Genomic DNA, 24,438 nt, shown 5'->3' on the forward strand with positions numbered 1-24,438 from the left:
ACGGTATCCGTAGCGATTACGGACTGAGCACCCGATGAACTTCATCGGGTGTTTTGCATTGTAGGGACAGATGTGGGCGCTCGGTGTTGTAGATCTGGACAGACTGCCTGACCATGAGCCTGGCTTGGGCCAGATCAGCGGGTCTTTGGAGCAACAGCTCTCCCTTCAGGATGCCGTTGACCCGCTCGGCCAAGGCATTCTGGTAGCAGTCGTAGCCGTCGGTCGTCGAGCAACGGATGCCATGGCGGGCGTGCAGGCGCTGGTAGTACGTCGAGCAGTACTGGATGCCTCGATCCGAGTGGTGCACCAACGGCTGACTCGAGCGCCGCGAGCGCAACGCCATCTCCAGCGCGCGGCGCACCCCTTCGGTCTGCAGATTCTCGGCCACGTGGTAGCCCACGATCTTGCGCGAGTAGGCATCGGTCACCAGGCTCAAGTAGGTGCACCGCTGGTCGGTCGGCAGGTAGGTGATGTCCGCCACCCAGACCTGCTCGGGGCCGGTCGCCACCACCTGGCCTTGACCCGCCTTGAGCAGGTTCGGGTGGCGCCGGAAGCGGTGATGGCTGTCCGTGGTCTTGTGATACGCCCGGCGCGGTCTGACCAGCATCCGGGCGCTGCGCAGGATGTCGAACAGCGCATCGCGCCCGGCCTTGATCCCCGCCTCGCGCAGCGGCTGGCGCAGCACGTGATGTAGCTTACGCGTACCCAACTTCGGTTGCCGGACCCGCAACGCCGTCACCATCGACACCACCTGGCAAGCCTGCTGCTGGCGCTCTCGCTCCCTGCGCCTGCCCTTGTAATAGGCCTGGCGGCTGTGCCCCATGTAGCGGCAAGCCCTTGCCACGCTCAACCCTTGGACGAGCTTTTGCGTGAGGACTTGCCCGAAGGCTTTTTTACGACGCGCACCCCGTAGTCTTTCTCCAGCACGTTGACCACGGCCTCGAACAACTGCGCCTTCTCGCGCGCCTCCTTGAGCTGAACCTCCAGCTCCTTGATCCGCTGCTCGGGCGTGAGTCCCTTGCCCTGACGATCCATATCCACTCCTCTGACCGTCGGCAAGCTCCAGCCACTCCAGCCCGGGCGACCATGCTTGCGCAGCCACACCAGCACCGTCGACCGGCCTTGGATCCCGTAGCGACGCTGCGCCTCTTTGTACGTCAGCTCGCCTTTTTCCACCTGCTCGACCACCGACAGTTTAAAAGCCAGGCTGTAATCCCGCTGGGTTCGCTTGATCCTTGATTCCAATTGACTCTCCTTTTTTCTCTCAAAAAGGTGTCAACCAAATTCAGGACGGGTCATGCGTAATAAAAAAGCCCCTCGGTGTTGCCGAGGGGCTTTTTGTTGGGCGGGAAGAAGTATTACTTCTTCTTGGCCTCGTCCTTCAGTTGCGGCAGCGAGGTGCCGGAGGCGGAGAGCAGGCCGGTCTTCGTGTAGGTGAACAGCTTGGCGCGGGTGTCGACGATGTCGAGGTTGCGCATGGTCAGCTGGCCGATGCGGTCGGCGGGGGTGAAGGGGGCGTTCTCGACCTTTTCCATCGACAGGCGCTCGGGAGCGTAGGTCAGGTTGGGCGATTCGGTGTTGAGCAGCGAGTAGTCGTTGCCGCGGCGCAGTTCGATGGTGACTTCGCCGGTGATGGCGCGGGCGACCCAGCGCTGGGCGGTTTCGCGCAGCATGATGGCTTGCGGGTCGAACCAGCGGCCCTGGTACAGCAGGCGGCCGAGCTTGCGGCCGCTTTCGCGGTACTGCTCGATGGTGTCTTCGTTGTGGATGCCGGTGACCAGGCGCTCGTAGGCGATGAACAGCAGGGCCAGGCCCGGGGCTTCGTAGATGCCGCGGCTCTTGGCTTCGATGATGCGGTTTTCGATCTGGTCGCTCATGCCCAGGCCGTGGCGGCCGCCGATGCGGTTGGCTTCGAGCATCAGCTCGACCGGGTCGCTGTATTCCACGCCATTCAGGGCGACCGGCTGGCCTTCCTCGAAGCGGACGGTGACTTCCTCGGCCTTGACGGCGACGTCATCGCGCCAGAACGCCACGCCCATGATGGGCTTGACGATGCGGATGCCGGAGTTCAGGTGTTCCAGGTCCTTGGCTTCGTGGGTGGCGCCGAGCAGGTTGGAGTCGGTGGAGTAGGCCTTTTCCGCCGACATCTTGTAGTCGAAGCCGGCCTGGCGCATGTACTCGGACATTTCCGAGCGGCCGCCGAGCTGGTCGATGAATTGCTGGTCGAGCCAGGGCTTGTAGATCTTCAGGTCCGGGTTGGTCAGCAGACCGTAGCGGTAGAAGCGCTCGATGTCGTTGCCCTTGAAGGTGCTGCCGTCGCCCCAGATGTTGACGTTGTCTTCCTTCATGGCGGCCACCAGCATGGTGCCGGTGACGGCGCGGCCGATGGGCGTGGTGTTGAAGTAGGTGATGCCGGCGGTCGAGATGTGGAAGGCGCCGGCCTGCAGGGCGGCGATGCCTTCGGCCACCAGTTGCGCGCGGCAGTCGATCAGGCGGGCGTTCTCGGCGCCGTAGGCCATGGCCTTGCGCGGGATCTCGTCGTAGTCGGATTCGTCGGGCTGGCCCAGGTTCGCGGTGTAGGCGTAGGGGATGGCGCCGTTGTTGCGCATCCAGAGCAGCGCGGCGCTGGTGTCGAGGCCGCCGGAAAAGGCGATGCCGACCTTCTGGCCGGTGGGAAGGTTCGGGAGGATAGTGGTCATTGTTTGAGGTGAGACGCCAACGGGACTTTGACAGCAACGAGCCGCCAAACAAGAAATCTGTCCGCCATTTTAACGCGTTTGGGCGGTCCGGGCGGGGGGCCGGGCAGGGGGGCGGCCGGCGCTCCGGGCGGAGGGGGCGGCGGGCTCGAACAGGGCCGCCAGGTTCAACTGGCGGATCAGCTCGCCGGTGGCCGTGGCCAGCCGGGTGGCGGGGCGGTGGCGGGCGCTGGCCAGCACCAGATTGTTGGTGATGCCGGGCGCGACGATTTCGCTGAGCGACAGCGCGTGTTCGGCCGCCGGCCCGCGCGCGGCCGAACGCGGCAGGATGGCGTAGGCGTCGCCCTGCGCCGCCAGTTCGACGATGGTCTGCACCGCATCGACCTCGGCCGCCACCTGCAGGCGCACGCCCTGGGCGCGGCAGATGCTCTCGACCAGGGTGCGGATGGCATTGGGCAGGCTGGGCAGCACCAGCGGATAGGCGCCCAGCCCGGCCACCGCGACGCGCGCGGGCAGCGGCGGCTGATGGTTGGCCGCGGCCACCAGCACCAGGTTTTCCCGGAACAGCGATTCATAGCCCAGTTGCGGCGACGGCGCCGGGTCGTACAGCAGCGCCAGATCGACGCGGCCGGCCAGCAGCCATTCGCGCATCTGCGCGCTCAGGCCTTCGGCCACGGCGATCGAAGCGTCGGGAAAACGGCGGCGGAAAGCCTGCACCAGGGGCGGCGTGAGGACCCGCGCGATGCGTGGCGGCAAGCCCACCACCACTTTGCCCGTCGGCGTTTCGCGCAGGGTCTGCAGGTCCTGCTTGGCGCGGTCGGCCAGGGCCAGCAGGGCGCGGGCATGTTCCAGAAAGCGCAGGCCGGCCTCGGTCGGTTCGGCGCCGCGGCCGTTGCGGTAGAGCAGGTGCTGGCCCAGCTCCAGTTCCAGCAGGCGCACCTGGCGGCTCAGCGTCGGTTGGGCCACGTCGAGCATTTCGGCGGCGCGCGAGAAGCTGCGGCGCTCGGCGACGCGCACGAAGTATTCGATCTGCTTGAGGTCCATGGCGATTTGATATTTATATTTTCTATATCTGAAATCAAAGATATAGCATTGTTCGGCGGGCCGCAATCCGCGAGGATGACGTTTTCCCCGCTGGATCCCGCCGTGCCTGACTGCCGTCCTCCGCTTGCCACGCCTTCCCGTCCCCGCCACGCGCTGCCGGCCGGGGCCTGCGACACGCATTGCCACGTGTTCGGTCCGGCTGACCGGTTTCCCTATGCCGAAGGACGTTCCTACACGCCGCCCGACGCGCCTTACGCCAGGATGGCGGCGCTGCACGCGCACCTGGGCGTGCAGCGCGCGGTGGTGGTGCAGGCCAATTGCCATGGCGGCGACCACGCCGCCTTGCTCGACGCGCTGGCGCAAAGCCAGGGCCGCTATCGCGGCGTGGCGCTGCTGGGGGCGGACGCCACGCCGGCCAGCGTGCGCCGGTTGCATGATGGCGGCGTGCGCGGCGCGCGCTTCAATTTTGTGCCGCACCTGGGCGGCGCGCCCGATCCGGCCGTGTTCGACCACGTCATCGGGCTGATCGCGCCGTTGGGCTGGCACGTCTGCCTGCACCTGGACGGCGCCATGCTGCCCGAGCTGCTGCCGCGCCTGCGGGCGCTGCCGGTGCCGTTCGTGATCGATCACATGGGCCGCGTCAAGGCCGCCGACGGCTTGGACGCGCCGGCGTTCCGCGCGCTGCTGGACCTGGCGCGCGAGCCGCTCGCCTGGGTCAAGGTGTCGGGCATCGACCGCATCGCCTCGGGCAAGCGCCCCTTTGCCGAAGGCATTCCGTTCGTGCGCGCTCTGGTGGACGCGCTGCCCGAGCGTACGCTGTGGGGCACCGACTGGCCGCATCCGAACGTGGCGGGCGACATGCCCGACGACGGCGAGCTGGCCGACGCTTTTTTCCTGGCCTGCCCGGATGCGGAAACGCGCCGGCAGGTCCTGGTGGACAACCCGGCGCGTCTCTACGGCTTCCTGTAGCCGCGCCATCGCCCGATACCGGGCAACAAGAAAACACGATATCCCGAGGAGACAATCCATGTTCAAGAAATTCCTATTCGCCGGCCTGCTCGGCTTGGCCAGCCTGGCGCCCGCGGCGCATGCCGATGGCCCGGTGCGCCTGATCATTGCCTTCCCGCCGGGCGGCCCGGTGGACCTGGTCGGCCGGGTGCTGGCCGAACAACTGGGCAAGGAGCTCAAGCAGTCGGTCATCGTCGAGAACAAGGCGGGCGCCAACGGCAACATCGCCGCGGCCTACGTCGCCAAGGCGCCGGCCGATGGCTCGGTGCTATTCCTGACCAGCGTCGGCGCGGTGTCCATCAGCCCGGCCTTGTACAAGGACCTGCCGTATGACCCGGTGCGCGATTTCGCGCCGGTCTCGCGCGTGGTCAACAACGCCACCGTGTTCGTGGTGAACCCGGCCAACCCGGCCACCGACGCGGCCGATTTCGTCAAGCGCTCGCAGGCGGCCTCGCAGTCCGTGGCGATCGGCTCGTCGGGCATCGGCAGCATCCCGCACCTGACGCTGGAAATGTTCGCCGACGCCAGCAAGGCCAAGGTGCTGCACGTGCCCTACAAGGGCGCCGCGCCCGTGATCAACGACGTGCTGGGCAACCAGGTGAACGGCTTCTTCGGCGACGTGCCGGGCCTGATCGGCCACATCCAGAGCGGCAAGCTCAAGGCGCTGGGCATCGCCGCGCCGACCCGTCATCCGCTGCTGCCCGACGTCAAGACGCTGGCTGAGCAGGGCATCGCCGGCGTCGAATCGAACAACTGGTATGGCATCGTCGCGCCCGCGGCCACGCCGCCGGCCACGGTCGAGAAACTGAACCAGGCCCTGCGCGCCGCGCTGGGCAACGAGGCGGTGCGCGCCAAGCTGGAGAAGTTCGGCGCCCAGGCCGCGCCCAGCTCGCCGCAGGAACTGGCGGCGCTGATCGCGGCCGACCGCGAGAAGTGGGGTTCGCTGATCCAGCGCAAGAACATCCGTCCGGAGTGAGCATGAGCGATTGCCGAGTCTCGCCGGTCGTGCCGGGCACGCGCCCGGCCCTGGCCGAAATGGAAGCGCGCATCGCGGCCGCGCGCGGCCGCATCTCGCCGCTGTACCAGGTACTGCTGAACAGCCCCGCCGTGGTGCAGGGCTGGGAGGCGATGTTGACCGCGATCCGCCTGAACACCTCACTGTCGCCACGGGTGCGCGAACTGATCATCCTGCGCGTGGCGACCCTGAACAACGCGCCGTACGAGTTCGACGCGCACGTGCCGCACGCGCTGGCGGCGGGCATGCCGCAGGCGGTGGTCGACCAGTTGCGCGGCGGCCCGCAAGCCGACGCGGTGCAGGGGCTGGAGGCGGGCGAGGCCGACGTGCTGGCCCTGACCGACGCCATGACCCGCGACATCGAGGTGCCGGACGCGCTGTTCGCGCCGCTGCGTTCGCGCTACAACGACCAGGAGCTGGTCGAACTGGCCGCGACGGTAGCCGCCTACAACATGGTGTCGCGCTTCCTGGTGGCGCTGCGCGTCGGGCACTGATAGGAGCTTTGCATGGACAAGACGGTATTGCTGGTGTCGCTGGGCGAGCGTTTCGACGCGGCGCGCGCGGCCGACATGGCGCAACGCCTGACCGAGGGCCTGGACGGCGTGCGGCTGCGCGCTTTCGCCGCGGTCGAGGAGGACGAGACCTATGTATATGTCGACGGCGACGCCGGTCGCCAGCCGGAAGTGCAGGCGCGCCTGGCCGAACTGTTCCCCGGGGCGCAGGCGCGCGTGCTGCACCTGACCCTGGACCTGGCCGGCGTTTCGGCCGGCTCGGATGCGCCCTGGCACTACATCGTCGAGACCGACGTGCTGCCCGAGGCCGAGGCGGACCTGAATGCCTGGTACGACCAGGAACACCTGCCGGGGCTGGCCTCGGTGCCCGGCACCGTGCGCGCGCAGCGCTATGAATGCCGCGACCAGGGGCCGCGCTACCTGGCCTGCTATGACCTGGAGACGCGCGAGACCTTCGGCAGCCCGCCGTGGCTGGCGGTGCGCGCCACTGACTGGAGCAGCCGGGTGCGGCCGTCGTTCCGCAACACGCGCCGCACCATGTTCCAGAAGATTCTTTGACACAGAAGAACGAGGAGACAACGATGAGCAAGCGATGGGCGAGGGTTGTGCTGTGGGGCGCGTTGAGCGCGGCCGGGCTGTCGCTGGCCGCGCAGGCCGCGCCGACGCCTGCCGCGGCAGCGGCGGCCGACAAGGTCGAGCGGGTCACGGTGCTGCCGGGCAACGGCGCCCGCATCGAAGTGCTGGTGCAGGGCCAGGGCCCGGCCCTGGTGCTGTTGCCGTCGCGCGGCCGTGGCCAGGAGGATTTCGACGACCTGGCGGCGCGGCTGGCGCAGGCCGGTTACCGCGTGCTGCGGCCCGAGCCGCGCGGCATCGGCGGCAGCAGCGGACCGATGAAGGACATCACGCTGCATGACTTCGGCAACGACATGGCGGCGGTGATCCGCGATGTCGCCAAGCAGCCGGTGGTGATGATCGGGCACGCGTTCGGCAACTGGGTGGCGCGCACCACGGGCGTGGACCATCCCGACCTGGTGCGCGGCGTGGTGATCGTGGCGGCGGCGGCCAAGAAGTATCCCGCCGGCCTGAGCGAGCACGTCGACCGCAGCGCCGACCTGTCGCTGCCCGACGCCGAGCGCCTCAAGTCCATCCAATACGCGTTCTTCGCGCCGGGCCATGACGCCAGCGTCTGGCTCAACGGCTGGTACCCCGAGGTCAGCGAGAGCCAACGCCTGGCCGGCAAGGCCACGCGCCAGTCGGACTGGTGGTCGGGCGGCAGCAAGCCGCTGCTCGATCTGCAGGCGGGCGCCGACCTGTTCAAGCCGGAATCGACCCGCAACGAGATCCGCGACGAATTCGGCGAGCGCGTGTCGGTGGTGGTGATCCCGGGCGCCGGCCACGCGCTGGTGCCGGAAGCGCCGCAGGCGGTGGTCGACGCCATCGTGCGCTGGGAAAAGTCGCTCAAGCCCTGAATGCCGCGCCTGGCGCGGATAAAAAAAAGCAGCCCCACGGGGCTGCTTTTTTCACGGGCGCGCTGCTTACTTGAGCTGGCCCAGCAGCAGGAACTCCATCAGCGCCTTCTGCACGTGCAGGCGGTTCTCGGCCTCATCCCAGACCACGCTCTGCGGGCCGTCGATGACTTCGCCGGTAACTTCCTCGCCGCGATGGGCGGGCAGGCAGTGCATGAACACGGCCTGGGGATCGGCGGCGGCCATCATCTCGGCGTCCACGCACCAGTCGGCGAAGGCGGCGCGGCGCTCTTCGTTCTCGGCCTCGTAGCCCATGCTGGTCCAGACGTCGGTAGTGACCAGGTGCGCGCCCTGGCAGGCCTGCATCGGGTCCTTGAACTGGCGCAGCACCTTGTCGGACGGCGAACCGATGCGGGCGGCTTCGAGCTCATAGCCGGCCGGGGTCGACACGTGCAGCGTGAAGCCCAGCATCTCGGCGGCCTGCAGCCAGGTGTAGGCCATGTTGTTGGCGTCGCCGACCCAGGCGACCGTCTTGCCGGCGATGGGGCCGCGGTGCTCGATGTAGGTGAAGATGTCCGCCAGGATCTGGCAGGGGTGGAATTCGTTGGTCAGGCCGTTGATCACGGGCACGCGCGAGTGCGAGGCGAAGCGCTCGATGCGGGTCTGCTCGAACGTGCGGATCATGACGATGTCGACCATGCGCGAGATGACGCGCGCGGTGTCCTCGATGGGCTCGGAGCGGCCCAGTTGGGAATCGTTGGAGGTCAGGTTGATGACCGAGCCGCCCATCTGGTACATGCCGGCCTCGAACGAGACGCGGGTACGAGTGCTGGCTTTTTCGAACACCATCGCCAGCGTGCGGTCGTGCAGCGGCATGTGGGGTTCGTAACGCTTGAATTTTTCCTTGATCAGCCGCGCGCGGTCCAGCACGTAGGCGATCTCGGCGGACGAGAAGTCCTTGAACTGCAGAAAGTGCCGCAAGGGGCCGTTTTGAGTCGTGGGAGGAGTCATGGTGATGTCGCAGGTCATTGGGCCCGGACGGGCTCGTGGCCCGGGCGGGAGGTTGATTATGGATGTTCGGCCAGGAACTGTCGAATCAGCGGCGCCAGGATGTCTACGATCCGGTCGGCTTCGGCGCGCGACAGGACCATGGGCGGCAGCAGGCGGATGACGCGGTCGCGGGTGACGTTGATCAACAGGCCCGCTTCCAGGGCGCGCAGCGCCAGCACGCCACAGGGACGGGCCAGCTCGATGCCCAGCATCAGGCCGCGCCCGCGCACATCCGCCACGCCGGGCAGGCCGGCCAGTTCCTGCGCCAGCCGCGCCTTCAGGTGGCCGCCGACGCTGTGCGCGTTGTCCAGCAGGTTTTCCGATTCCAGCGCGTCCAGCACCGCCAGGCCGGCCGCGCAGACCAGCGGGCCGCCGCCGAAGGTGGTGCCGTGGCTGCCGGGGGTGAACACGCCCGCCGCGGGGCCGGCGGCCAGCATCGCGCCGATCGGCACGCCGCCGGCCAGGCCCTTGGCCAGGGTCATGACGTCCGGCACGATGTCGGCCCACTGGTGGGCGAACCATTTGCCGGTGCGGCCGATGCCCGACTGGACCTCGTCGATCATCAGCAGCCAGCCGCGCTCGGTGCACAGTTGTCGTACCTCTCGCAGGAAGGCGGCATCGGAGGGACGGATGCCGCCTTCGCCCTGCAGGGCTTCGAGCAGCACGGCGGCCACGCGCGGCTCGGCGTCGCCGGCGGCGCGGATCGCGGCGGCGTCGTTGTATGGCACCTGGATGAAGCCGGAGGGCAGGGGCTCGAAGCCCTTGCGCGCCTTGTCGCTACCGGTGGCCGCCAGCGTGGCCAGGGTACGCCCGTGCCAGGACGAATCCATGGTGATGATGTGGGCGTGGCTGTTGCCGCGCTGGTAGGCGTAGTAGCGCGCCAGCTTGATGGCGGCCTCGTTGGCCTCGGAGCCGCTGTTGTTGAAGACCACGTCGCGCATGCCGGACAGCGCCGCCAGGCGCGCGGCCAGCTCGGTCTGCTGCGGGACTTCGTAGATATTGGAGGTGTGGATGACGCGCGCGGCCTGCTCGCTGATGGCCGCGACCAGCCGGGGATGGGCGTGGCCCAGACAGGAGACGCCGATGCCCGCCAGCGCGTCCAGGTACTTGCGGCCCTGCGCGTCCCACAGCCAGACCCCCTGGCCGTGCGTGAACGAGACCGGCAGCCGGGCGTAGATATTGGCCAGAGGCGAGGTCATGACGGGTCCTCCTGGGCATTTTTTCCCTGGGCGGAGCGCCTTTCGGGACAGGGCAAAGGATCAATCATATACAATTCGCGGCGCGGGGCGCATGTTTGATCACGCCGAAGATCCGGCCCAGTGAAGGGCGTCCCGTAGTGAAGAATCCATGGCAACTCGCGTCAGACAATTCGTAATTCATGGCGTTACCGAAAGCGGTAGCCGCTTTCGCCCCAGCGATTGGGCGGAACGGCTCGCCGGCGTAATGGCACAGTTCCGGCCCGCCGGCTGTGCGGGTAACCACCTCACCTATTCGCCCTACGTGCTTCCCGTCGTGATCGACGGCGTGCGCGGCATCGTGGTCGACCAGCGCTTGCGCGATCTCGAACCGCTGGCGTACAAGTTCGTGGTGGATTTCGCCCGCGACAACCACCTCAAGACGGAAGAACGCGAAATCTAGGCTTGCCGAAACCACAAAGCGCCCGAACCGGGCGCTTTTCCATTTCAGGCTTGCCACGTCAGGCCACGCCCCATTCGCCGGGGGCGGGTCGTCTCCTACCCGCGCGCCGCGCCCGCCCGCGGGCCGCCGCGCCGCGGTCCCCCTAGGTGCCGTAGCGGTCGAGGATCTTGCGGATGTCGCGCACGCCCGCGCCGTCCGGACTGAGCAGCGCGCGCGCCGTGACCGACTCCAGGTGATGTCCCAGCAGGTGCAGCACGTGCTTTTCGTCGCGCGCGCGCAGGCCGGCGACGATTTCGCGGTGCTCGCTGACCGCGCATTCGCTCGAATGCGGCCGGCCGTAAAGCGCCAGGATCAACGAGCAGCGCGACACGATCTCGTTGACGTAGCGGGCGTAGACCGCATTGCCCGACAACTCGGCCATCAGGATGTGGAATTCGCCGGACAGGCGGATCGACTCGTTGACGCTGTTGCGCGCGCGCGCGGCTTCTTCCTGCGCCACGTGCTGTTCCAGCCGCGCCAAGCCGGCCTCGGTGACGTGCTGCACCAGCCGGCGCGCCACGTCGCGTTCGAGGCAGCGGCGCGCCTCGAAGATGTCGTGGGCTTCTTCCAGGCTGGGGCGCGCCACCGCCGCGCCGCGATTGGGACGCAGGTCGACCAGCCCCTCGCTGAACAGGCGCGTCAGCACGCCGCGCACGATGGTGCGGCTGACGCCGAAACGCTCGCCGATGACGTCCTCGGGCAATTTGTCGCCCGGCAGCAAGGCCTGCTCGATGATCGCCTGCCGCAAGTTTTTGTATACGATTTCCGTGCGGTTTACGTCTTTCCGTGCGGGCTCCGCCGCGTCGGCAATGGGGGCCGTCATCTGGTGTGGATCTCCGATGCGTGCGCGTTCCGGTGGGGGGAATCTGCCGGCGGAACCGCGCCGGTGCGCACTTTTCTAGGTGTGAAACAGCATACACCATCAGCCGCTAAGGGTTAGCGATAGCTTGAAGCGGCAGGCCAATGGCGTACATTGTCGGCATAAATCGTATACAAACATTTATACAAAATTCAGGAATCCGTGGGTTTTGTAAAGGTGGATTTGTATACAAACCATCAGGGGTCCGATTCATGTCCGCAGCACCCGCCGTCCTTCCCGACCGCCTGGCCGTCACGCCCAGCCGCCTGCTGGTGATCAATGGCAACACCACCGCCGACCTGACCGCCAGCCTCGCCGAGCAGGCGCGCGCCTTTTTTGGCGACGCGGCCCGGGTGCATGCCGTGACGGTGCCGTTCGGGCCCGCTTATATCGCCAGCCGGGCGCAGGCCGCGGTGTCGGCCCACGCCGTCTGCGAAACCGCCGAGCGCGAGGCCACCCAGGCCGAGGCCGCTGGCGAGCCATTCGACGCCTGCCTGCTGGCCTGTTTCGGCGAACCCGGCATCGGCGCGGTGCGCGAGCGCCTGCGCATGCCGGTGGCCGGCATGGCCGAGGCCGCCATCCTGACCGCCCTGCAGCGTGGCGACCGCTACGCCATCGTGACCGTCGGCCGGCTGTGGCCGGGCATGCTGCGCGAGCAGATCCGCCAGCTCGGGCTGGAGTCGCGCTGCGCCGGCCTGCTGGCGCTGCCGGGCAATGCGCTCGACTACGTCACGCGCTCGCCCGCGACCATCGCCGCCGTGGGCCAGGCGCTGGACGACGCGGTCGCCCAGGGCGCCGACGTGGTCATCGTGGCCGGCGCCGCGCTGGCGGGTTTCCTGCCCAGCCTGCCGCGCCTGCCCGCCGTGCCCGTGATCGATTCCTATCGCGCCGCCCTGTCGCAGGTGCTGGCGCTGGCCACGCTCGAGCGCGCCCAGCGCCAGACCGCCGGCCACTGATTACCGCCGCCGGCCGTCCGCGCCGGCCTCCAGACGTATTCCATACCCACCTCCAAGGGAGCATTGCCATCATGAAGACGCTGCTGAAGTGGACCGCCGGGGCCGTGATCGCGCTATCGGCCATCACCGGGGCATCCGCCGCCAACACCCTGAAGTGGGGCGCCGCCCGCGATCTGGATTCGCTCGATCCGTATTCCTACGGCAGCACCTTCAACCTGGCGTTCCTGAACCACGTGTACGAAGCGCTGATCCGCTACGACGACAAGTTCAACATCACGCCGGCGCTGGCCGAGTCGTGGGAGTCGCCGTCGCCGACGGTGCTGCGCTTCCACCTGCGCCGCGGCGTCAAGTTCCACAACGGCGCGCCGTTCTCGGCCGACGACGTGGTGGCGTCCATGACCCGCGTGTCCGACGACGCCTCGCCGCTCAAGGGCAACCTGCCGGCCTTCAAGGCGGCGCGCAAGGTGGATGACTACACCGTCGACATCGAGATGACGCATCCGTACCCGCTGATGCTCAACGACCTGACCAACATCTTCATCTTCAACCGCCAGTGGCTGGTGGACAACAACAGCCTGAAGCCCACCGACGCGGCCAAGAAGATCGAGGGCTACGCCACCCACCACGCCAATGGCACCGGCCCCTTCAAGGTGGAGTCGTACCGGCCCGACACCCGCACCGTTCTGGTGGTGAATCCGGACTGGTGGGACAAGCCGCGCCACAACCTGGACCGCATCGAGTTCACGCCGATCGCCTCGGCGCCGACACGGGTGGCGGCGCTGCTGTCGGGCGACATCAACTTCACCGAGAACGCGCCGCTGCAGGACCTGGACCGCCTGCGCGCCGCGCCCAACGTCAAGGTGCTGGCCGCGACCGAGCTGCGCACGCTGTATTTCGGCTTCAACCTGGGCGACAAGCTGGTCGGCTCCAACATCACCGACAAGAACCCGCTCAAGGACCTGCGCGTGCGCCAGGCGCTGTACATGGCGCTGTCGCCCGAGCTGCTGCAAAAGCGTGTGATGCGCGGGCTGTCGCGCACCACCGGCGCGCTGGTGGCGCCGTCGATCCCGGGCTATGACGCCCGGCAGGAGGAACGCCTGCCATTCGATGCCGCCCGCGCCAAGAAGCTGCTGGCCGAGGCCGGCTACCCCGACGGCTTCACGTTGTCGCTGCTGTGCTCGAACGACATGTTCGTCAACGAAGAGGAACTGTGCCAGGCCGCCGCCTCGATGTGGGCGCGCATCGGCGTGAAGGCTTCGCTGGCCAGCGGTCCGCGTTCGCTGCAGAACCCCAAGCGCTCGCGGGGCGAGTTCGACATCACCATCCACGGATGGGCCAACGAGCCGCAGATCGATGCGCTGTCGATCCTGCTGCAGGTGATGCACAGCCGCACCGGCCCGGCCGGGGTCTTCAACTGGGGGCAGTGGGGCGATCCGGCGCTGGACGCGCGCATCGACGCCGCCGCCGCCGAGATGGACCGCCCCAAGCGCGTGCAGATGATGAGCGACATCCTGCAGACCCTGCACGACGACGTGCGCTTCCTGCCGCTGCACCAGCAGCCCATGGCCTGGGCGGTGGGCGCCAACGTCGGCGACGTGCTGCAGATGCCCGACAACAAGGCGCGGCTGTGGACGGTGCGCATGAAGTGATGGGCAAGGCGCCGCGTCCTGCATCGGCCGCGGCGCTCCTGGCTTGGAATGTCGAGATGCCCCCCAAGGGGCTGACAGGAGGCGCACATGCTGGCGTTCATAGTTAGGCGGGTCTGCAATGCGGTCGGCGTGATGCTGGCCGTGGCGTTGCTGGCCTTCGTGATTTTCCGTTTCGTCGGCGACCCGGTCGACATGATGCTCAACGAGCAGGCCTCGCAGACGCAGCGCGACGAGCTGCGCGAGCGGCTGGGCCTGAACGCCTCGGTCGGTATGCAGTTCGTGCACTTCGTCGCCAACGCGGCGCGCGGCGAGTTCGGCATTTCCTACCGCAACCAGCAGGATGTGTTCGCGCTGGTGGCCGAGCGCTTCCCGGCGACGTTCGAGCTGGTGATGATGGCGACGCTGCTGTCATTGGTGATCGGGGTGCCGCTGGGCGTGCTGACCGCCATCTACCGCAAGTCGCGCCTGGCGCAGGCGCTGCAGTTCGTCTCGATCCTGGGGATTTCGCTGCCCAGCTTCGTGGTCGGCATCATGCTGATCCTGGTGTTCTCGGTGCAGTTGGGCTGGCTGCCCGGTTTCGGGCGCGGCGACACGGTGCGCATCGGCGGCTGGACCACCGGCCTGCTGACGCCCTCGGGCCGCGCCGCGCTGGTGCTGCCGTCGATCACGCTGGCGCTGTTTCAGATCACGCTGATCATGCGGCTGGTGCGGGCCGAGATGCTGGAGACGCTGCGCACCGAGTTCATCAAATTCGCCCGCGCCCGCGGCCTGCCGGACCGGGTGGTGCATTTCCGGCTGGCGCTGCGCAATTGCCTGATGCCGGTCATCACCGTGACCGGCATGCAGATCGGCAACCTGATCGCCTTCGCGCTCATCACGGAAACCGTGTTCCAGTGGCCCGGCATGGGCCTGCTGTTCATCCAATCGGTCATGTTCGTGGACATTCCCGTCATGGCCGCCTATCTGGTGATCGTGTCCTTCATCTTCGTGGCGCTGAACACGCTGGTGGACATGATGTACGGCGTGGTCGATCCGCGCCTGCGCAGCCAGCACGTCAAGGGAGGCGCCAATGCTCACTAAACCGATGTCGAACGCGGGCCGCGGCCGGCTGGCGCGCTTCTTCCAGGGCGACCTGTGGTGGAGCCTGCGGCAGGATCCGGTGGCGATGGGGGCGGGCGTGGTGCTGATCGCCGTGGTGCTGCTGGCGCTGTTCGCGCCCTGGATCGCGCCGCAGAATCCCTACGACCTGGCCCAACTCGACCTGCTCAACGCCGAGCTGCCGCCGCGCTGGATCGCGGGCGGCGAGGCTCAGTTCCTGCTGGGCACCGACACCCAGGGGCGCGATGTCTGGTCGGCGATCCTGTATGGCTCGCGCATGTCGCTGGTGATCGGGCTGGCCACGGTGGTGCTGTCGCTGGCGATCGGTCTGCTGGTGGGGCTGGCGGCCGGCTATTTCGGCGGCTGGATCGACAATGCGCTGATGCGCCTGGGCGACACGCTGCTGAGCATTCCCACCATCCTGGTGGCGATCCTGGTGACGGCGGTGTTCCGGCAACTGCTGCCGCCGGGCCTGCGCGAGACGCTATCGGCGGTGATCCTGATCCTGGCGATCTCGATGACCAACTGGGTGCAGTACGCCCGCACCGTGCGCGCCTCGGCGCTGGTCGAGCGCGGCAAGGAATACGTGCAGGCGGCGCGGCTGATCCGGGTCAGCCCGCTGCGCATCATGCTGACCCACATCCTGCCGAACACGCTGACGCCGGTGATGGTGACCGCGACCCTGAACCTGGGCCTGGCGATCCTGATCGAGGCCACCCTGAGCTTCCTGGGCGTGGGCATGCCGCCGACCGAGCCGTCGCTGGGCACCCTGATCCGGCTGGGCAACCAGTTCCTGTTCTCGGGGCAGTGGTGGGTGGTGGTGTTTCCCGCGCTGTACCTGAGCCTGGTGGTGCTGGTGGTGAACCTGCTGGGCGACTGGCTGCGCGATGCCCTCAATCCCCGCCTGCGCTGAGCGCGGCAAGAACACGGAGACAAGAGAACCATGGACAACGCAACCCTGTATACCCATGTCCGCCCGGCGGGTGGCGAAGCCACCTCGGTGCTGGTGCGCGACGGCCGCTTCGCGGCCATGGACGGCGCGGTGCCGGACAGCGTGCCGCGCGTCGATGGCGGCGGCGCACTGCTGCTGCCCGGCCTGATCGACGCCCACGCGCACCTGGACAAGACCCTGTACGGCATGCCCTGGTACCGCAACGAGGTGGGCCCGCGCCTGATCGACAAGATCGAGAACGAGCGCGCCGAGAAGCGCCGCCTGGGGATCGATCCCTATCGCCAAGCGGCGCGGCAACTGGTGATGTCGGTGGCCGACGGCACCAGCCACATCCGCAGCCACGTCGACGTGGACACCGACATCGGCGTGGCGGCGATCGAGGGCGTGATGCGCGCCCGCGACCAGTACCGCGACGAGATCGACGTGCAGATCGTGGCGTTTCCGCAGAGCGGGCTGCTGATCCGCCCGGGCACGCTGGAACTGATGGAGCAGGCCCTGCGGATGGGGGCGGACGTGGTCGGCGGGCTCGACCCCGCCGGCATGGACCGCGACCCCAAGGGCCACCTGGACGCGGTCTTCGCCCTGGCCGACAAGCATGGCAAGCCGATCGACATCCATCTGCATGAGGCGGGCGAGCTGGGCGCGTTCTCGATGCAGATGACCATCGACCGGGTGCTGGCGCTGGGCATGCAGGGCAAGGTGACGCTGTCGCATTCGTTCTGCCTGGGCATGCCCGACGCGCAGGCGGTGCAGGGGCTGGTGGACGGGCTGGTGGAAGCGGGCGTGCATATCATGACGACCGGCTCGGCCTCGCGCCCGGTGCCCAACGTGGCGCGGCTGCACGCGGCCGGGGTCACCGTCTGTACCGGCAACGACGGCATGCGCGACACCTGGGGCCCGTACGGCAAGCCGGACATGCTGGAACGCACCATGCTGGTGGGCCTGCGCAACAACTTCCGCCGCGACGACGAACTGGCGCTGGCGCTACACGTGGCGACCTATGGCAATGCGCGCGTCATGGACCTGGCGGACTACGGCCTGGCGCCGGGCTGCCACGCCGACTTCGTGCTGGTGGACGCCGAGACGGTGGCCGAGGCGATCGTCTCGCGCCCGGTACGCAAGCTGGTGGTCAAGCGCGGCCGGGTGGTGGCGCGCGATGGCCGCGCGCTGGTGGAGGCGCCGTGATGGCCGCTCGCGACGACGCCACGCTGCTGACCGCGCGCTGGGTGGTCGGCCACGAAAACGGCCGCCACTGCCTCTACGAGAATGGCGAGGTGGTGTTCCAGGGCGACCGCATCGTCTATGTCGGTCCGCGCTATCCGGGCCCGGTGGCGCGGCGCCACGACTATGGCCGCGCCCTGATCGGCCCGGGCTTCGTCGACCTGGATGCGCTGTCGGACCTGGACACGACCATCCTGGGTTTCGACAACTCGCCGGCCTGGCGCAAGGGCCGCATCTGGCCCGACACGTATATGCAGCGCGGCCCGTACGAGATGTATACGCCGGACGAGCTGGCGTTCCAGAAGCGCTATGCCTTCGCCCAGTTGATCCGCAACGGCATCACCACCGCGCTGCCGATCGCCTCGCTGTTCTACCGCGTGTGGGGCGAGACCCGCGAGGAATTCCTGTCGGCGGCGCGCACCGCCGGCGAACTGGGGCTGCGCGTCTACCTGGGGCCGGCCTATCGCAGCGGCCACACCTATGTGGACGGGGAAGGGCGCATCCGCTGCCATTACGATGCGGCGCGCGGCATGGCCGGACTGGAACAGGCGGTGGCGTTCGCCGACGAGGTCGAGGGCCTGTACGACGGCCGCGTGCGCGCCATGCTGTCGCCGGACCGCATCGAGACCTGCACGCCCGAGCTGCTGCGCGCCTCGGCCGCCGCGGCACGCGAACGCGCCATCCCGATCCGCCTGCATTGCTGCCAGTCGCGCCTGGAATACGACCTGGTGCTGGCGCAGCACGGCATGAGCCCGCCTGAATGGCTGCGCAGCCTGGGCTTCCTGTCCGAGCGCGCGCTGCTGCCGCACGGCACCTATGTGTCCGGCTCGCGCCAGATCGAACGGCCGGGGCAGGACCTGGAGATCATCCGCGACGGCGGCGCCACGGTGGTGCACTGTCCGCTGGTATCGGCGCGCCATGGCGCCACGCTGGAATCGTTCGCCCGCTACCGCAAGCTGGGCGTGAAGATCGGCATGGGCACCGACACCTGGCCGCCGGACATGGTGCTGAACATGCAGGTCGGCATGATGCTGTGCCGGGTGATGGACCAGTCCACCGAGGAGGTGCGCTCGGAAGACTATTACGACGCCGCCACGGTGGGCGGGGCCGACGCGCTGGGCCGCGCCGACCTGGGGCGGCTGGCGGCGGGCGCCAAGGCTGACATCGTGGTGTTCGATTTTTCCCACGACCGCAACGGCCAGTTGATCGATCCGATCCAGACGCTGATGGTCGGCGGCAGCGGCCGCGACGTGTCGCAGGTGGTGATCGACGGCCGCTTCGTCATGGTCAATGGCCGCATTCCAGGCTTCGATGCCCGGCTGGCGCAGGACCAGGCGCAAGCGCAGTTCGACCGGCTGGTGGCGCGCTACCCTGACCGCACCTGGGGCCATCCGCCGGTCGACGAGATCTTTTCCTCCAGCTACCCGAGATTTCCGAGGAGCCCGTCATGACGACCGTTCCGAATCCCGCCGCGCCCACCCTGTCGGTGCGCAGCCTGTCGGTGGAGTTTCCTTCCCGCCACGGCCTCCTGGTGGCCACGCGCGATATCAGTTTCGACATCCAGCCGGGCGAGATCCTGGGCATGGTGGGCGAGTCCGGCGCCGGCAAGTCGCTGACCGGCATGGCCGTGATCGGCCTGCTGGAACCGCCGGGCCGCCTGGGCGGCGGCGAGATCCACCTGGCTGGCCGCCGCATCGACAACCTGCCGGCCCGCGCGCGTCAGCAACTGCGTGGCAAGGAGATCGGCGCGATCTTCCAGGATCCGCTGACCAGCCTGCACCCGCTGTTCACCGTAGGGGACCAACTGATCGAGACCATCCGCCACCACGACAGGTTGTCGGCCGCCGCGGCCCGCCAGCGCGCGCTCGAACTGCTGCTGGCGGTCGGCATTCCGGCGGCGGACCGTCGCATCGACCACTATCCGCACCAGTTCTCCGGCGGCATGCGCCAGCGGGTGGTGATCGCGCTGGCGCTGGCGGCGCGGCCGCGGCTGATCATCGCCGACGAGCCGACCACCGCGCTGGACGTGTCGGTGCAGGCGCAGATCACCGCGCTGCTGCGCCGGCTGTGCCGCGAGCAGGGCACCTCGGTGCTGCTGGTGACGCACGACATGGGCGTGATCGCCGAGACCGCCGACCGGGTGGCGGTGATGTACGCCGGCCGCATCGTCGAGATCGGCCCGGTGCTGGAGGTGCTGCGGCGCCCCGGCCATCCGTATACGCAGGGCCTGATGAACGCGATTCCCGGCCTGCGCCAGCGCGCCGCGCGCCTGAACCAGATCGACGGCGCCATGCCGCGCCTGCACGCGATGCCGGACGGCTGCGCGTTCCATCCGCGCTGCGCCATGGCCGGTCCGCGCTGCGGCATGGACCGCCCGGCGCTGGCGTCCACTCCGTCGGGCGCGACCCTCAGCGCCTGTTGGCTGCACCAAGGAGGCGTTGCCCATGCCGCATGACGATGACATCCTGTTGCGGGCCGATGACCTGGCCTGCTGGTTCGACGTTTCGCCGCCCTGGCTCGAACGCACCTTATCGCGCCAGCCGCCGCAGACGCTAAAGGCGGTCGACGGCGTGTCGCTGGCGGTGCCGCGCGGCACCACGCTGAGCATTGTCGGCGAGTCCGGCTGCGGCAAGTCGACGCTGGCCAAGCTGCTGGTGGGTCTGGTGGCGCCGACCCGCGGCACGCTGCGCTATGGCCGCAGCCGCACGGGCGGCGCGCTGCATCCGCAGATGATTTTCCAGGACCCGTACGCCAGCCTGAATCCGCGCTGGCGGGTGGGCGCGATCGTGGCCGAGCCTATCATCACGCTGGGCCTGCGCGCCACGCCGGCCGAGACGCGGCGCCGGGTGGAGGAACTGCTGACCCTGGTGGGCCTGTCGCCGAACGACGCGTCGCGCTATCCGCACGAGTTCTCGGGCGGCCAGCGCCAACGCATTTCGATCGCGCGGGCGCTGGCGACGCAGGCCGAATTCCTGGTGTGCGACGAGCCGACCTCGGCGCTGGATGTGTCGGTGCAGGCGCAGATCCTGAACCTGATGGGCGATCTGCAGAAGGAGTTCGGCCTGACGTATGTGTTCATCAGCCACAATCTGTCGGTGGTGCGCCACGTGTCGGACCGGGTGGCGGTGATGTACCTGGGCCGGATCGTGGAGCAGGCGCCGGCGGACGAGTTGTTCGATGCGCCGGAACATCCGTACACAAGAATGCTGCTGGATACGATTCCAGATCTGGACTCCCCCAGGCGCGACCGCGAGCCGATGGGCGGCGAGGTGCCGAATCCGATTCAACCGCCGAGCGGGTGCACGTTTCATCCGAGGTGCCCGAACGCGAGGGCGGTGTGTCGGGAGAGGGCGCCTGAGGTAGCGGTTGTTGGCGGGCGTGAGGTGCGGTGTCATGCCGTGGAGTGGGCGATGTTGCGGGCGGCTTGATGGCTTTCCTGGTGGGGTTTGGGTGCGGGAGCGGGCTTCGTAGGTCGCCCCTCGGTCGGGCGGACCCGATGGCGGGCGCCCACGATTGCGGTCCGGAGCGTTCGCTCCGGACTTCCCCTGCCTCATCCTCGTTGCCGCCTGCCGGCGGCTGCCTTCGGATTCCGTCGGGCGCATCGAGGTTGCCCGCCATCGGGTCCGCCCGACCGAGGGGCTACGCGTATCTAGGCTTGTCGCGCTGCTAGACCTGTATGCAGGGAATGGAACCTGCGTGGCTGCCCATCGCGGCCGCGCGGGCGGCCACGCTGGGCGTCTGTGCATTTGAAAGTGACCCGGGTGCGCTGCGCGCTGGCGGCGAGCGGTTTTCTAATGGCCCCGCACGTCAGGGGGAGGGGCGGTGGTGGTCGGCGCGGCATGCGCCATGTTGCGCGTGACGATCCCCTCGCGCCGACCACAAACAGGCGTGATGCGGGCGGCGTTTCATTGGCGCACGATTGCGAAGAGTCCCCGTGGCTGGGCTATCAGCACGTGCGCATATCCATGCCGCGGCTGCTCCACATAGCCCCTTTCCCATACGCGGGAGCGGCATCATCCCGACGCAAGACCCCGCGTAAGCCCCAAAAGGCCGCCCGCGCGGCCATTTGGGGCGGGCCCCGCAAATCTCTCTCCCCACACCTCGATGTAGCAGCGCCCCATGTCTGGATGCCGGTAGCCTGTTGCGGCGGGGTGGGCCGGGTGGGGCGCCGTCGATGCGCCCGACGGAATCCGAAGGCAGTCGCCGCAGGCGACTACGAGGATGAGGATGGGGCAGTCCGGAGCGAACGCTCCGGACCGCAATCGTTGGCGCCCCACCCGGCCCACCCCGCCGCAACAGGCGGCCTACGAAGCCACCACCGCAATCAATAAACCTACTTCGAATAAACCAAATCCCGTAGTCCCAACGACAACCCCGGCCAATAAGTAATCACCATCAGACAAACAATCACCACCCCCACGAACGGAATCAACGGCTTGATCAACCGCTCCAACGGCAGCTTCGCCACCGCGCAGGCCGCGAACAGATTCACCCCGAACGGCGGCGTGATCATGCCCAGGGCCAGGTTGACCACCATGATGATGCCGAAGTGCACCGGGTCCACGCCGAACTTCAGCGCCACCGGCAGCAGCAGCGGGGCCAGCACCACGATCGAGGCCGAGGTCTCGATGAACATGCCGATCACGAACAGCGCCAGGTTCACGCCCATCAGGAACGAGAACTGGGTGTCGAACAATTGCGCCAGCCACACGCCCAGCGCATCGGGGATGCCGGCGCGGTTCAGCAGGAAGCTGAAGACGCCGGCGTTGGCGATCACGAACATGATCACGGCGGTGGACACGACCGACTTGTGCAGCGTGTCCGACAACTGCCTGAAGCTCAGGCGGCGGTAGATGAACTTGCCCACCACCACCGCGTACATCACCGCCACCACCGAGGCCTCGGTCGGGGTGAAGACGCCGCCGTAGATGCCGCCCAGGATGATGACCGGCATCATCAGCGCCAGCCAGGCGCGCTTGAAGGCCGGCCACAGCGGCAGGCGGCCTTCGCCGTCGCGCTTGCCCAGGTTGTTGCGCTTGGCGTAGAGCCAGACGTAGAACATCAGCGCCACGCCGATCAGGATGCCGGGCATGACGCCGGCGATGAACAGCTCGCCGGTGGAGGTGTCGGTGGACACCGCGAACAGGATCATCGGGATCGACGGCGGGATGATCACGCCCAGCTCGGCCGCGCTGGCCTGCAATGACGCGGCGAAGGGGGCGGGGTAGCCGTGGCGGATCATGGCCGGGATCAGGATGGCGCCCACCGCGAAGGTGGTGGCGACGCTGGAGCCGGCCACGGCGGCGAAGATCATGCAGGTCAGCACGCAGGTGCAGGCCAGGCCGCCCTGGATGCCGCCGACCACGCTCTTGGCGAACTCCACCATGCGTTCGGAGATGCCGCCGGCTTCCATCAGGTTGCCGGCCAGGATGAAGAACGGGATCGCGACCAGCGGGTACTTGTCCAGCGCGGCATAAAGCTGCTGGGCCACCACCAGCCAGGGCAGGTTGGCGGCGCCGACCCCCGCCAGGCTGGCCAGCCCGATCGACACGGCGACCGGCACGGACAGCCCGAAGAAAATCAGCATCGAGACAATCATTAATTGGGACATGGCGATATCGGCTGCTTGGATTCGGGACGGGGGCTCAACCCTGCGCGTCGTTGCGCACGGGCGTGTTGTCTTCCTCGCCGGCGCACCAGCGCGCCAGCACGGCGACGGCGGCGAGCGTCGCGCCCACCGGGATCGCCAGGTAGATCCAGGAGATCGAGATGTCCAGGCTGGGCACGTTCTGGAAACGCACGCGGTAGGTCATCTGGCCGCCGATCCAGGCGATGAAGCCGAGAAAACCGGCGCAGATCAGGCCGATGACGGCCTCCAGCACGCGGCGGCGCATGCCGCCCAGCAGGTTGCGCAGCAGTTCGACGCTGATCATGGCGCCGTGGCGGAAGGCCAGGGCCACGCCCAGCAGCACCGTCCAGATCAGCAGGGCGCGGGTCAGCACCTCGCTCCAGTCGGCGGGCGAATGCAGCACGAAGCGGGCGATGACCTGGTAGAAGGCGGCGGCCGCGGCGGCCACCAGCAGGAGTTGGGCGATGACCGACACCAGCTTGAACAGCAGGCGGTCGAAGGCGCAGAGCAGACGCATGAGGATTTCCAGGGGCGGATGGCAGGGCGCGCGGCGGCAGGGGGCGGGCGGAAACCGTTTCCGTCCGCCGCCCGCGGCCGCGCCGGCCCCTGCGCTTACTTGGTGTCGCGGATCGACTCGATCAGCTTCTTGTCGAACTTCTTGTAGTACTCGGGGTAGGCCGGCTCGACGGCGGCGGCGAAGGCGGCGCGGTCGACTTCCGTGACCTGCATGCCTTCCTTCTTGAGCTGCTCGACGCCGGTCTTCTCGATGTTGTCGACGTAGGCGCGCATGGCCTGGGCCGACTCCTTGCCGGCCTTGTCGAACTTGGCCTTGTCGTCGGCCGACAGGCCGTCATAGACGTTGGCCGACATCAGCACCAGCGCCGGGCCGTAGACGTGGCCGGTCAGCGCCAGGTACTTCTGCATCTGCGACAGCTTGGCCGAGGTGATGACCGACAGCGGGTTTTCCTGGCCGTCGATCGTGCCCTGCTGCAGGGCGGTGGCCACTTCCGGCCAGGCCATCGGGGTCGGCAGGATGCCGATCTGGCGGAAGGCGGTGATGTGGATCGGGTTTTCCGTGGTGCGGATCTTCAGGCCCTTGGCGTCGGCCGGCGTCTTGACCGGACGCACGTTGTTGGTCAGATGGCGAAAGCCCTGTTCGCCCCAGGCCAGCGCGATGATGCCGCGGCTGGGGAACTTTGCCAGCATATCCTGTCCGATCTTGCTGTCGAGCACGTTGCGCGCATGTGGCAGGTCGCGCAGCAGGAAGGGGATGTCGAAGACGCCGGTCTCGGGCACGAAGTTCAGGGTGGCGCCGGTCGAGACGATGGCCAGGTCGATGGTGCCGATCTGCAGGCCCTCGATCACTTCGCGTTCGCCGCCCAGCGCGCTGTTGGCGAATTGCTGTACCTTGTACTTGCCGTTGCTGGACGCCTCGATCGACTTGGCCAGGGCGTCGGCGCCGGCGCCATAGTGCGACGACGTGGACAGGGCATAGGCCATCTTCAGGGGAGTCTGGGCCGAGGCGGCCAGGGGCGCGGCGACCGCGCAGGCGGCCAGGATCGTGGCCGCGAGCCAGGATTTACGCATTGTCTTCTCCAGGGATTCG

23 protein-coding genes are annotated in these 24,438 nt (G+C 68.1%); 14 read left to right on the plus strand and 9 right to left on the minus strand.

The window, feature by feature from the left end; genetic code table 11:
- Positions 1 to 16 precede the first annotated feature (16 nt).
- The 3 genes from ACUDCK_RS08420 to ACUDCK_RS08430 all read right to left on the minus strand — a co-directional run bounded on the left by ACUDCK_RS08420 (position 17) and on the right by ACUDCK_RS08430 (position 3,740).
- Positions 17 to 1,245, minus strand: a protein-coding gene (locus ACUDCK_RS08420) for an IS3 family transposase (protein WP_445659301.1) whose coding sequence is annotated in 2 segments (ribosomal slippage) — positions 17 to 895 and positions 898 to 1,245 — 1,227 coding nt in all. Because the reading frame shifts where the segments join, the coding sequence is not laid out codon by codon here.
- A gap of 113 nt (positions 1,246 to 1,358) precedes the next feature.
- Entirely contained in the window at positions 1,359 to 2,699 is a 1,341-nt protein-coding gene (argG, locus tag ACUDCK_RS08425) for an argininosuccinate synthase (RefSeq protein ID WP_006388517.1), read from the minus strand.
- A 69-nt stretch (positions 2,700 to 2,768) separates the two neighbouring features.
- Positions 2,769 to 3,740, minus strand: coding sequence for a LysR substrate-binding domain-containing protein (locus ACUDCK_RS08430; RefSeq protein WP_054501287.1), 972 nt, complete (start codon positions 3,738 to 3,740; stop codon positions 2,769 to 2,771).
- A gap of 102 nt (positions 3,741 to 3,842) precedes the next feature.
- Here ACUDCK_RS08430 and ACUDCK_RS08435 point away from each other — a divergent pair, with 102 nt between their 5' ends.
- Genes ACUDCK_RS08435 through ACUDCK_RS08455 form a run of 5 tightly spaced genes read left to right on the plus strand, consistent with a single transcriptional unit; the run spans position 3,843 to position 7,744 of the window.
- Entirely contained in the window at positions 3,843 to 4,709 is an 867-nt protein-coding gene (locus ACUDCK_RS08435; RefSeq protein WP_175168252.1) for an amidohydrolase family protein, read from the plus strand.
- 58 nt (positions 4,710 to 4,767) lie between these two features.
- Complete coding sequence (locus tag ACUDCK_RS08440; protein WP_054501285.1) at positions 4,768 to 5,724, plus strand: Bug family tripartite tricarboxylate transporter substrate binding protein; 957 nt, start codon at positions 4,768 to 4,770, stop codon at positions 5,722 to 5,724.
- 2 nt (positions 5,725 to 5,726) lie between these two features.
- Positions 5,727 to 6,257 carry a carboxymuconolactone decarboxylase family protein gene (locus ACUDCK_RS08445; protein ID WP_020924425.1) on the plus strand — a complete coding sequence of 177 codons (531 nt, stop codon included), beginning with the start codon at positions 5,727 to 5,729 and terminating at the stop codon, positions 6,255 to 6,257.
- A gap of 12 nt (positions 6,258 to 6,269) precedes the next feature.
- Positions 6,270 to 6,833: a DUF4286 family protein gene (locus tag ACUDCK_RS08450; RefSeq protein WP_175168185.1), complete on the plus strand. Its 564-nt coding sequence runs from the start codon at positions 6,270 to 6,272 to the stop codon at positions 6,831 to 6,833.
- A gap of 23 nt (positions 6,834 to 6,856) precedes the next feature.
- The gene (locus ACUDCK_RS08455) at positions 6,857 to 7,744 is read left to right on the plus strand and encodes an alpha/beta fold hydrolase (protein ID WP_080977354.1); all 888 of its coding nucleotides are present in this window, start codon (positions 6,857 to 6,859) and stop codon (positions 7,742 to 7,744) included.
- Positions 7,745 to 7,810: 66 nt separating this feature from the next.
- Here the strand turns inward: ACUDCK_RS08455 and argF are convergent, their stop codons facing one another.
- Both argF and ACUDCK_RS08465 read right to left on the minus strand, forming a co-directional pair.
- Positions 7,811 to 8,752 (minus strand): ornithine carbamoyltransferase, encoded by a 942-nt coding sequence (argF, locus tag ACUDCK_RS08460; protein WP_026382721.1) that lies wholly within the window; start codon positions 8,750 to 8,752, stop codon positions 7,811 to 7,813.
- A gap of 56 nt (positions 8,753 to 8,808) precedes the next feature.
- On the minus strand, positions 8,809 to 9,990 hold the full coding sequence (locus ACUDCK_RS08465; protein WP_175168186.1) for an aspartate aminotransferase family protein: 1,182 nt from the start codon (positions 9,988 to 9,990) through the stop codon (positions 8,809 to 8,811).
- Between the two features lie 148 nt (positions 9,991 to 10,138).
- Here ACUDCK_RS08465 and ACUDCK_RS08470 point away from each other — a divergent pair, with 148 nt between their 5' ends.
- Positions 10,139 to 10,429, plus strand: coding sequence for a DUF3579 domain-containing protein (locus ACUDCK_RS08470; RefSeq protein ID WP_006388526.1), 291 nt, complete (start codon positions 10,139 to 10,141; stop codon positions 10,427 to 10,429).
- A gap of 142 nt (positions 10,430 to 10,571) precedes the next feature.
- On the opposite strand, the gene ACUDCK_RS08475 is transcribed toward ACUDCK_RS08470, so the two are convergent.
- The gene (locus ACUDCK_RS08475) at positions 10,572 to 11,216 is read right to left on the minus strand and encodes a GntR family transcriptional regulator (RefSeq protein WP_231133078.1); all 645 of its coding nucleotides are present in this window, start codon (positions 11,214 to 11,216) and stop codon (positions 10,572 to 10,574) included.
- A gap of 323 nt (positions 11,217 to 11,539) precedes the next feature.
- On the opposite strand from ACUDCK_RS08475, the gene ACUDCK_RS08480 reads away from it, so the two are divergent.
- The 8 genes from ACUDCK_RS08480 to ACUDCK_RS08515 all read left to right on the plus strand — a co-directional run bounded on the left by ACUDCK_RS08480 (position 11,540) and on the right by ACUDCK_RS08515 (position 20,631).
- On the plus strand, positions 11,540 to 12,283 hold the full coding sequence (locus ACUDCK_RS08480) for an aspartate/glutamate racemase family protein (RefSeq protein ID WP_054419807.1): 744 nt from the start codon (positions 11,540 to 11,542) through the stop codon (positions 12,281 to 12,283).
- Between the two features lie 71 nt (positions 12,284 to 12,354).
- Complete coding sequence (locus ACUDCK_RS08485; protein WP_064528746.1) at positions 12,355 to 13,932, plus strand: ABC transporter substrate-binding protein; 1,578 nt, start codon at positions 12,355 to 12,357, stop codon at positions 13,930 to 13,932.
- An 87-nt stretch (positions 13,933 to 14,019) separates the two neighbouring features.
- Positions 14,020 to 15,012, plus strand: coding sequence for an ABC transporter permease (locus ACUDCK_RS08490; protein ID WP_054434346.1), 993 nt, complete (start codon positions 14,020 to 14,022; stop codon positions 15,010 to 15,012).
- Complete coding sequence (locus tag ACUDCK_RS08495; protein WP_049072608.1) at positions 15,002 to 15,943, plus strand: ABC transporter permease; 942 nt, start codon at positions 15,002 to 15,004, stop codon at positions 15,941 to 15,943. Before ACUDCK_RS08490 ends, ACUDCK_RS08495 begins: the two co-directional genes overlap by 11 nt.
- A gap of 30 nt (positions 15,944 to 15,973) precedes the next feature.
- A complete protein-coding gene (locus ACUDCK_RS08500; RefSeq protein WP_054501279.1) occupies positions 15,974 to 17,167 on the plus strand; it encodes an amidohydrolase family protein in 1,194 nt (397 codons plus the stop codon).
- Positions 17,167 to 18,654 (plus strand): amidohydrolase family protein, encoded by a 1,488-nt coding sequence (locus ACUDCK_RS08505; RefSeq protein WP_175168187.1) that lies wholly within the window; start codon positions 17,167 to 17,169, stop codon positions 18,652 to 18,654. Before ACUDCK_RS08500 ends, ACUDCK_RS08505 begins: the two co-directional genes overlap by 1 nt.
- Positions 18,651 to 19,658 carry an ABC transporter ATP-binding protein gene (locus ACUDCK_RS08510; RefSeq protein ID WP_175168188.1) on the plus strand — a complete coding sequence of 336 codons (1,008 nt, stop codon included), beginning with the start codon at positions 18,651 to 18,653 and terminating at the stop codon, positions 19,656 to 19,658. Before ACUDCK_RS08505 ends, ACUDCK_RS08510 begins: the two co-directional genes overlap by 4 nt.
- Positions 19,648 to 20,631 carry an ABC transporter ATP-binding protein gene (locus ACUDCK_RS08515; protein ID WP_175168189.1) on the plus strand — a complete coding sequence of 328 codons (984 nt, stop codon included), beginning with the start codon at positions 19,648 to 19,650 and terminating at the stop codon, positions 20,629 to 20,631. The genes ACUDCK_RS08510 and ACUDCK_RS08515 overlap by 11 nt, the downstream gene beginning before the upstream one ends.
- Positions 20,632 to 21,536: 905 nt before the next feature.
- Here the strand turns inward: ACUDCK_RS08515 and ACUDCK_RS08520 are convergent.
- The 3 genes from ACUDCK_RS08520 to ACUDCK_RS08530 form a co-directional block, all read right to left on the minus strand.
- The gene (locus ACUDCK_RS08520) at positions 21,537 to 22,814 is read right to left on the minus strand and encodes a TRAP transporter large permease (RefSeq protein ID WP_054501276.1); all 1,278 of its coding nucleotides are present in this window, start codon (positions 22,812 to 22,814) and stop codon (positions 21,537 to 21,539) included.
- Positions 22,815 to 22,848: 34 nt separating this feature from the next.
- The gene (locus ACUDCK_RS08525; RefSeq protein WP_175168190.1) at positions 22,849 to 23,349 is read right to left on the minus strand and encodes a TRAP transporter small permease; all 501 of its coding nucleotides are present in this window, start codon (positions 23,347 to 23,349) and stop codon (positions 22,849 to 22,851) included.
- 95 nt (positions 23,350 to 23,444) lie between these two features.
- Positions 23,445 to 24,419, minus strand: a complete 975-nt coding sequence (locus ACUDCK_RS08530) for a TRAP transporter substrate-binding protein (RefSeq protein WP_054501274.1) — start codon at positions 24,417 to 24,419, stop codon at positions 23,445 to 23,447.
- Positions 24,420 to 24,438: the final 19 nt, after the last annotated feature.

It is taken from the genome of Achromobacter sp. CF-sbj1-Ac2-l, from assembly GCF_052698165.1.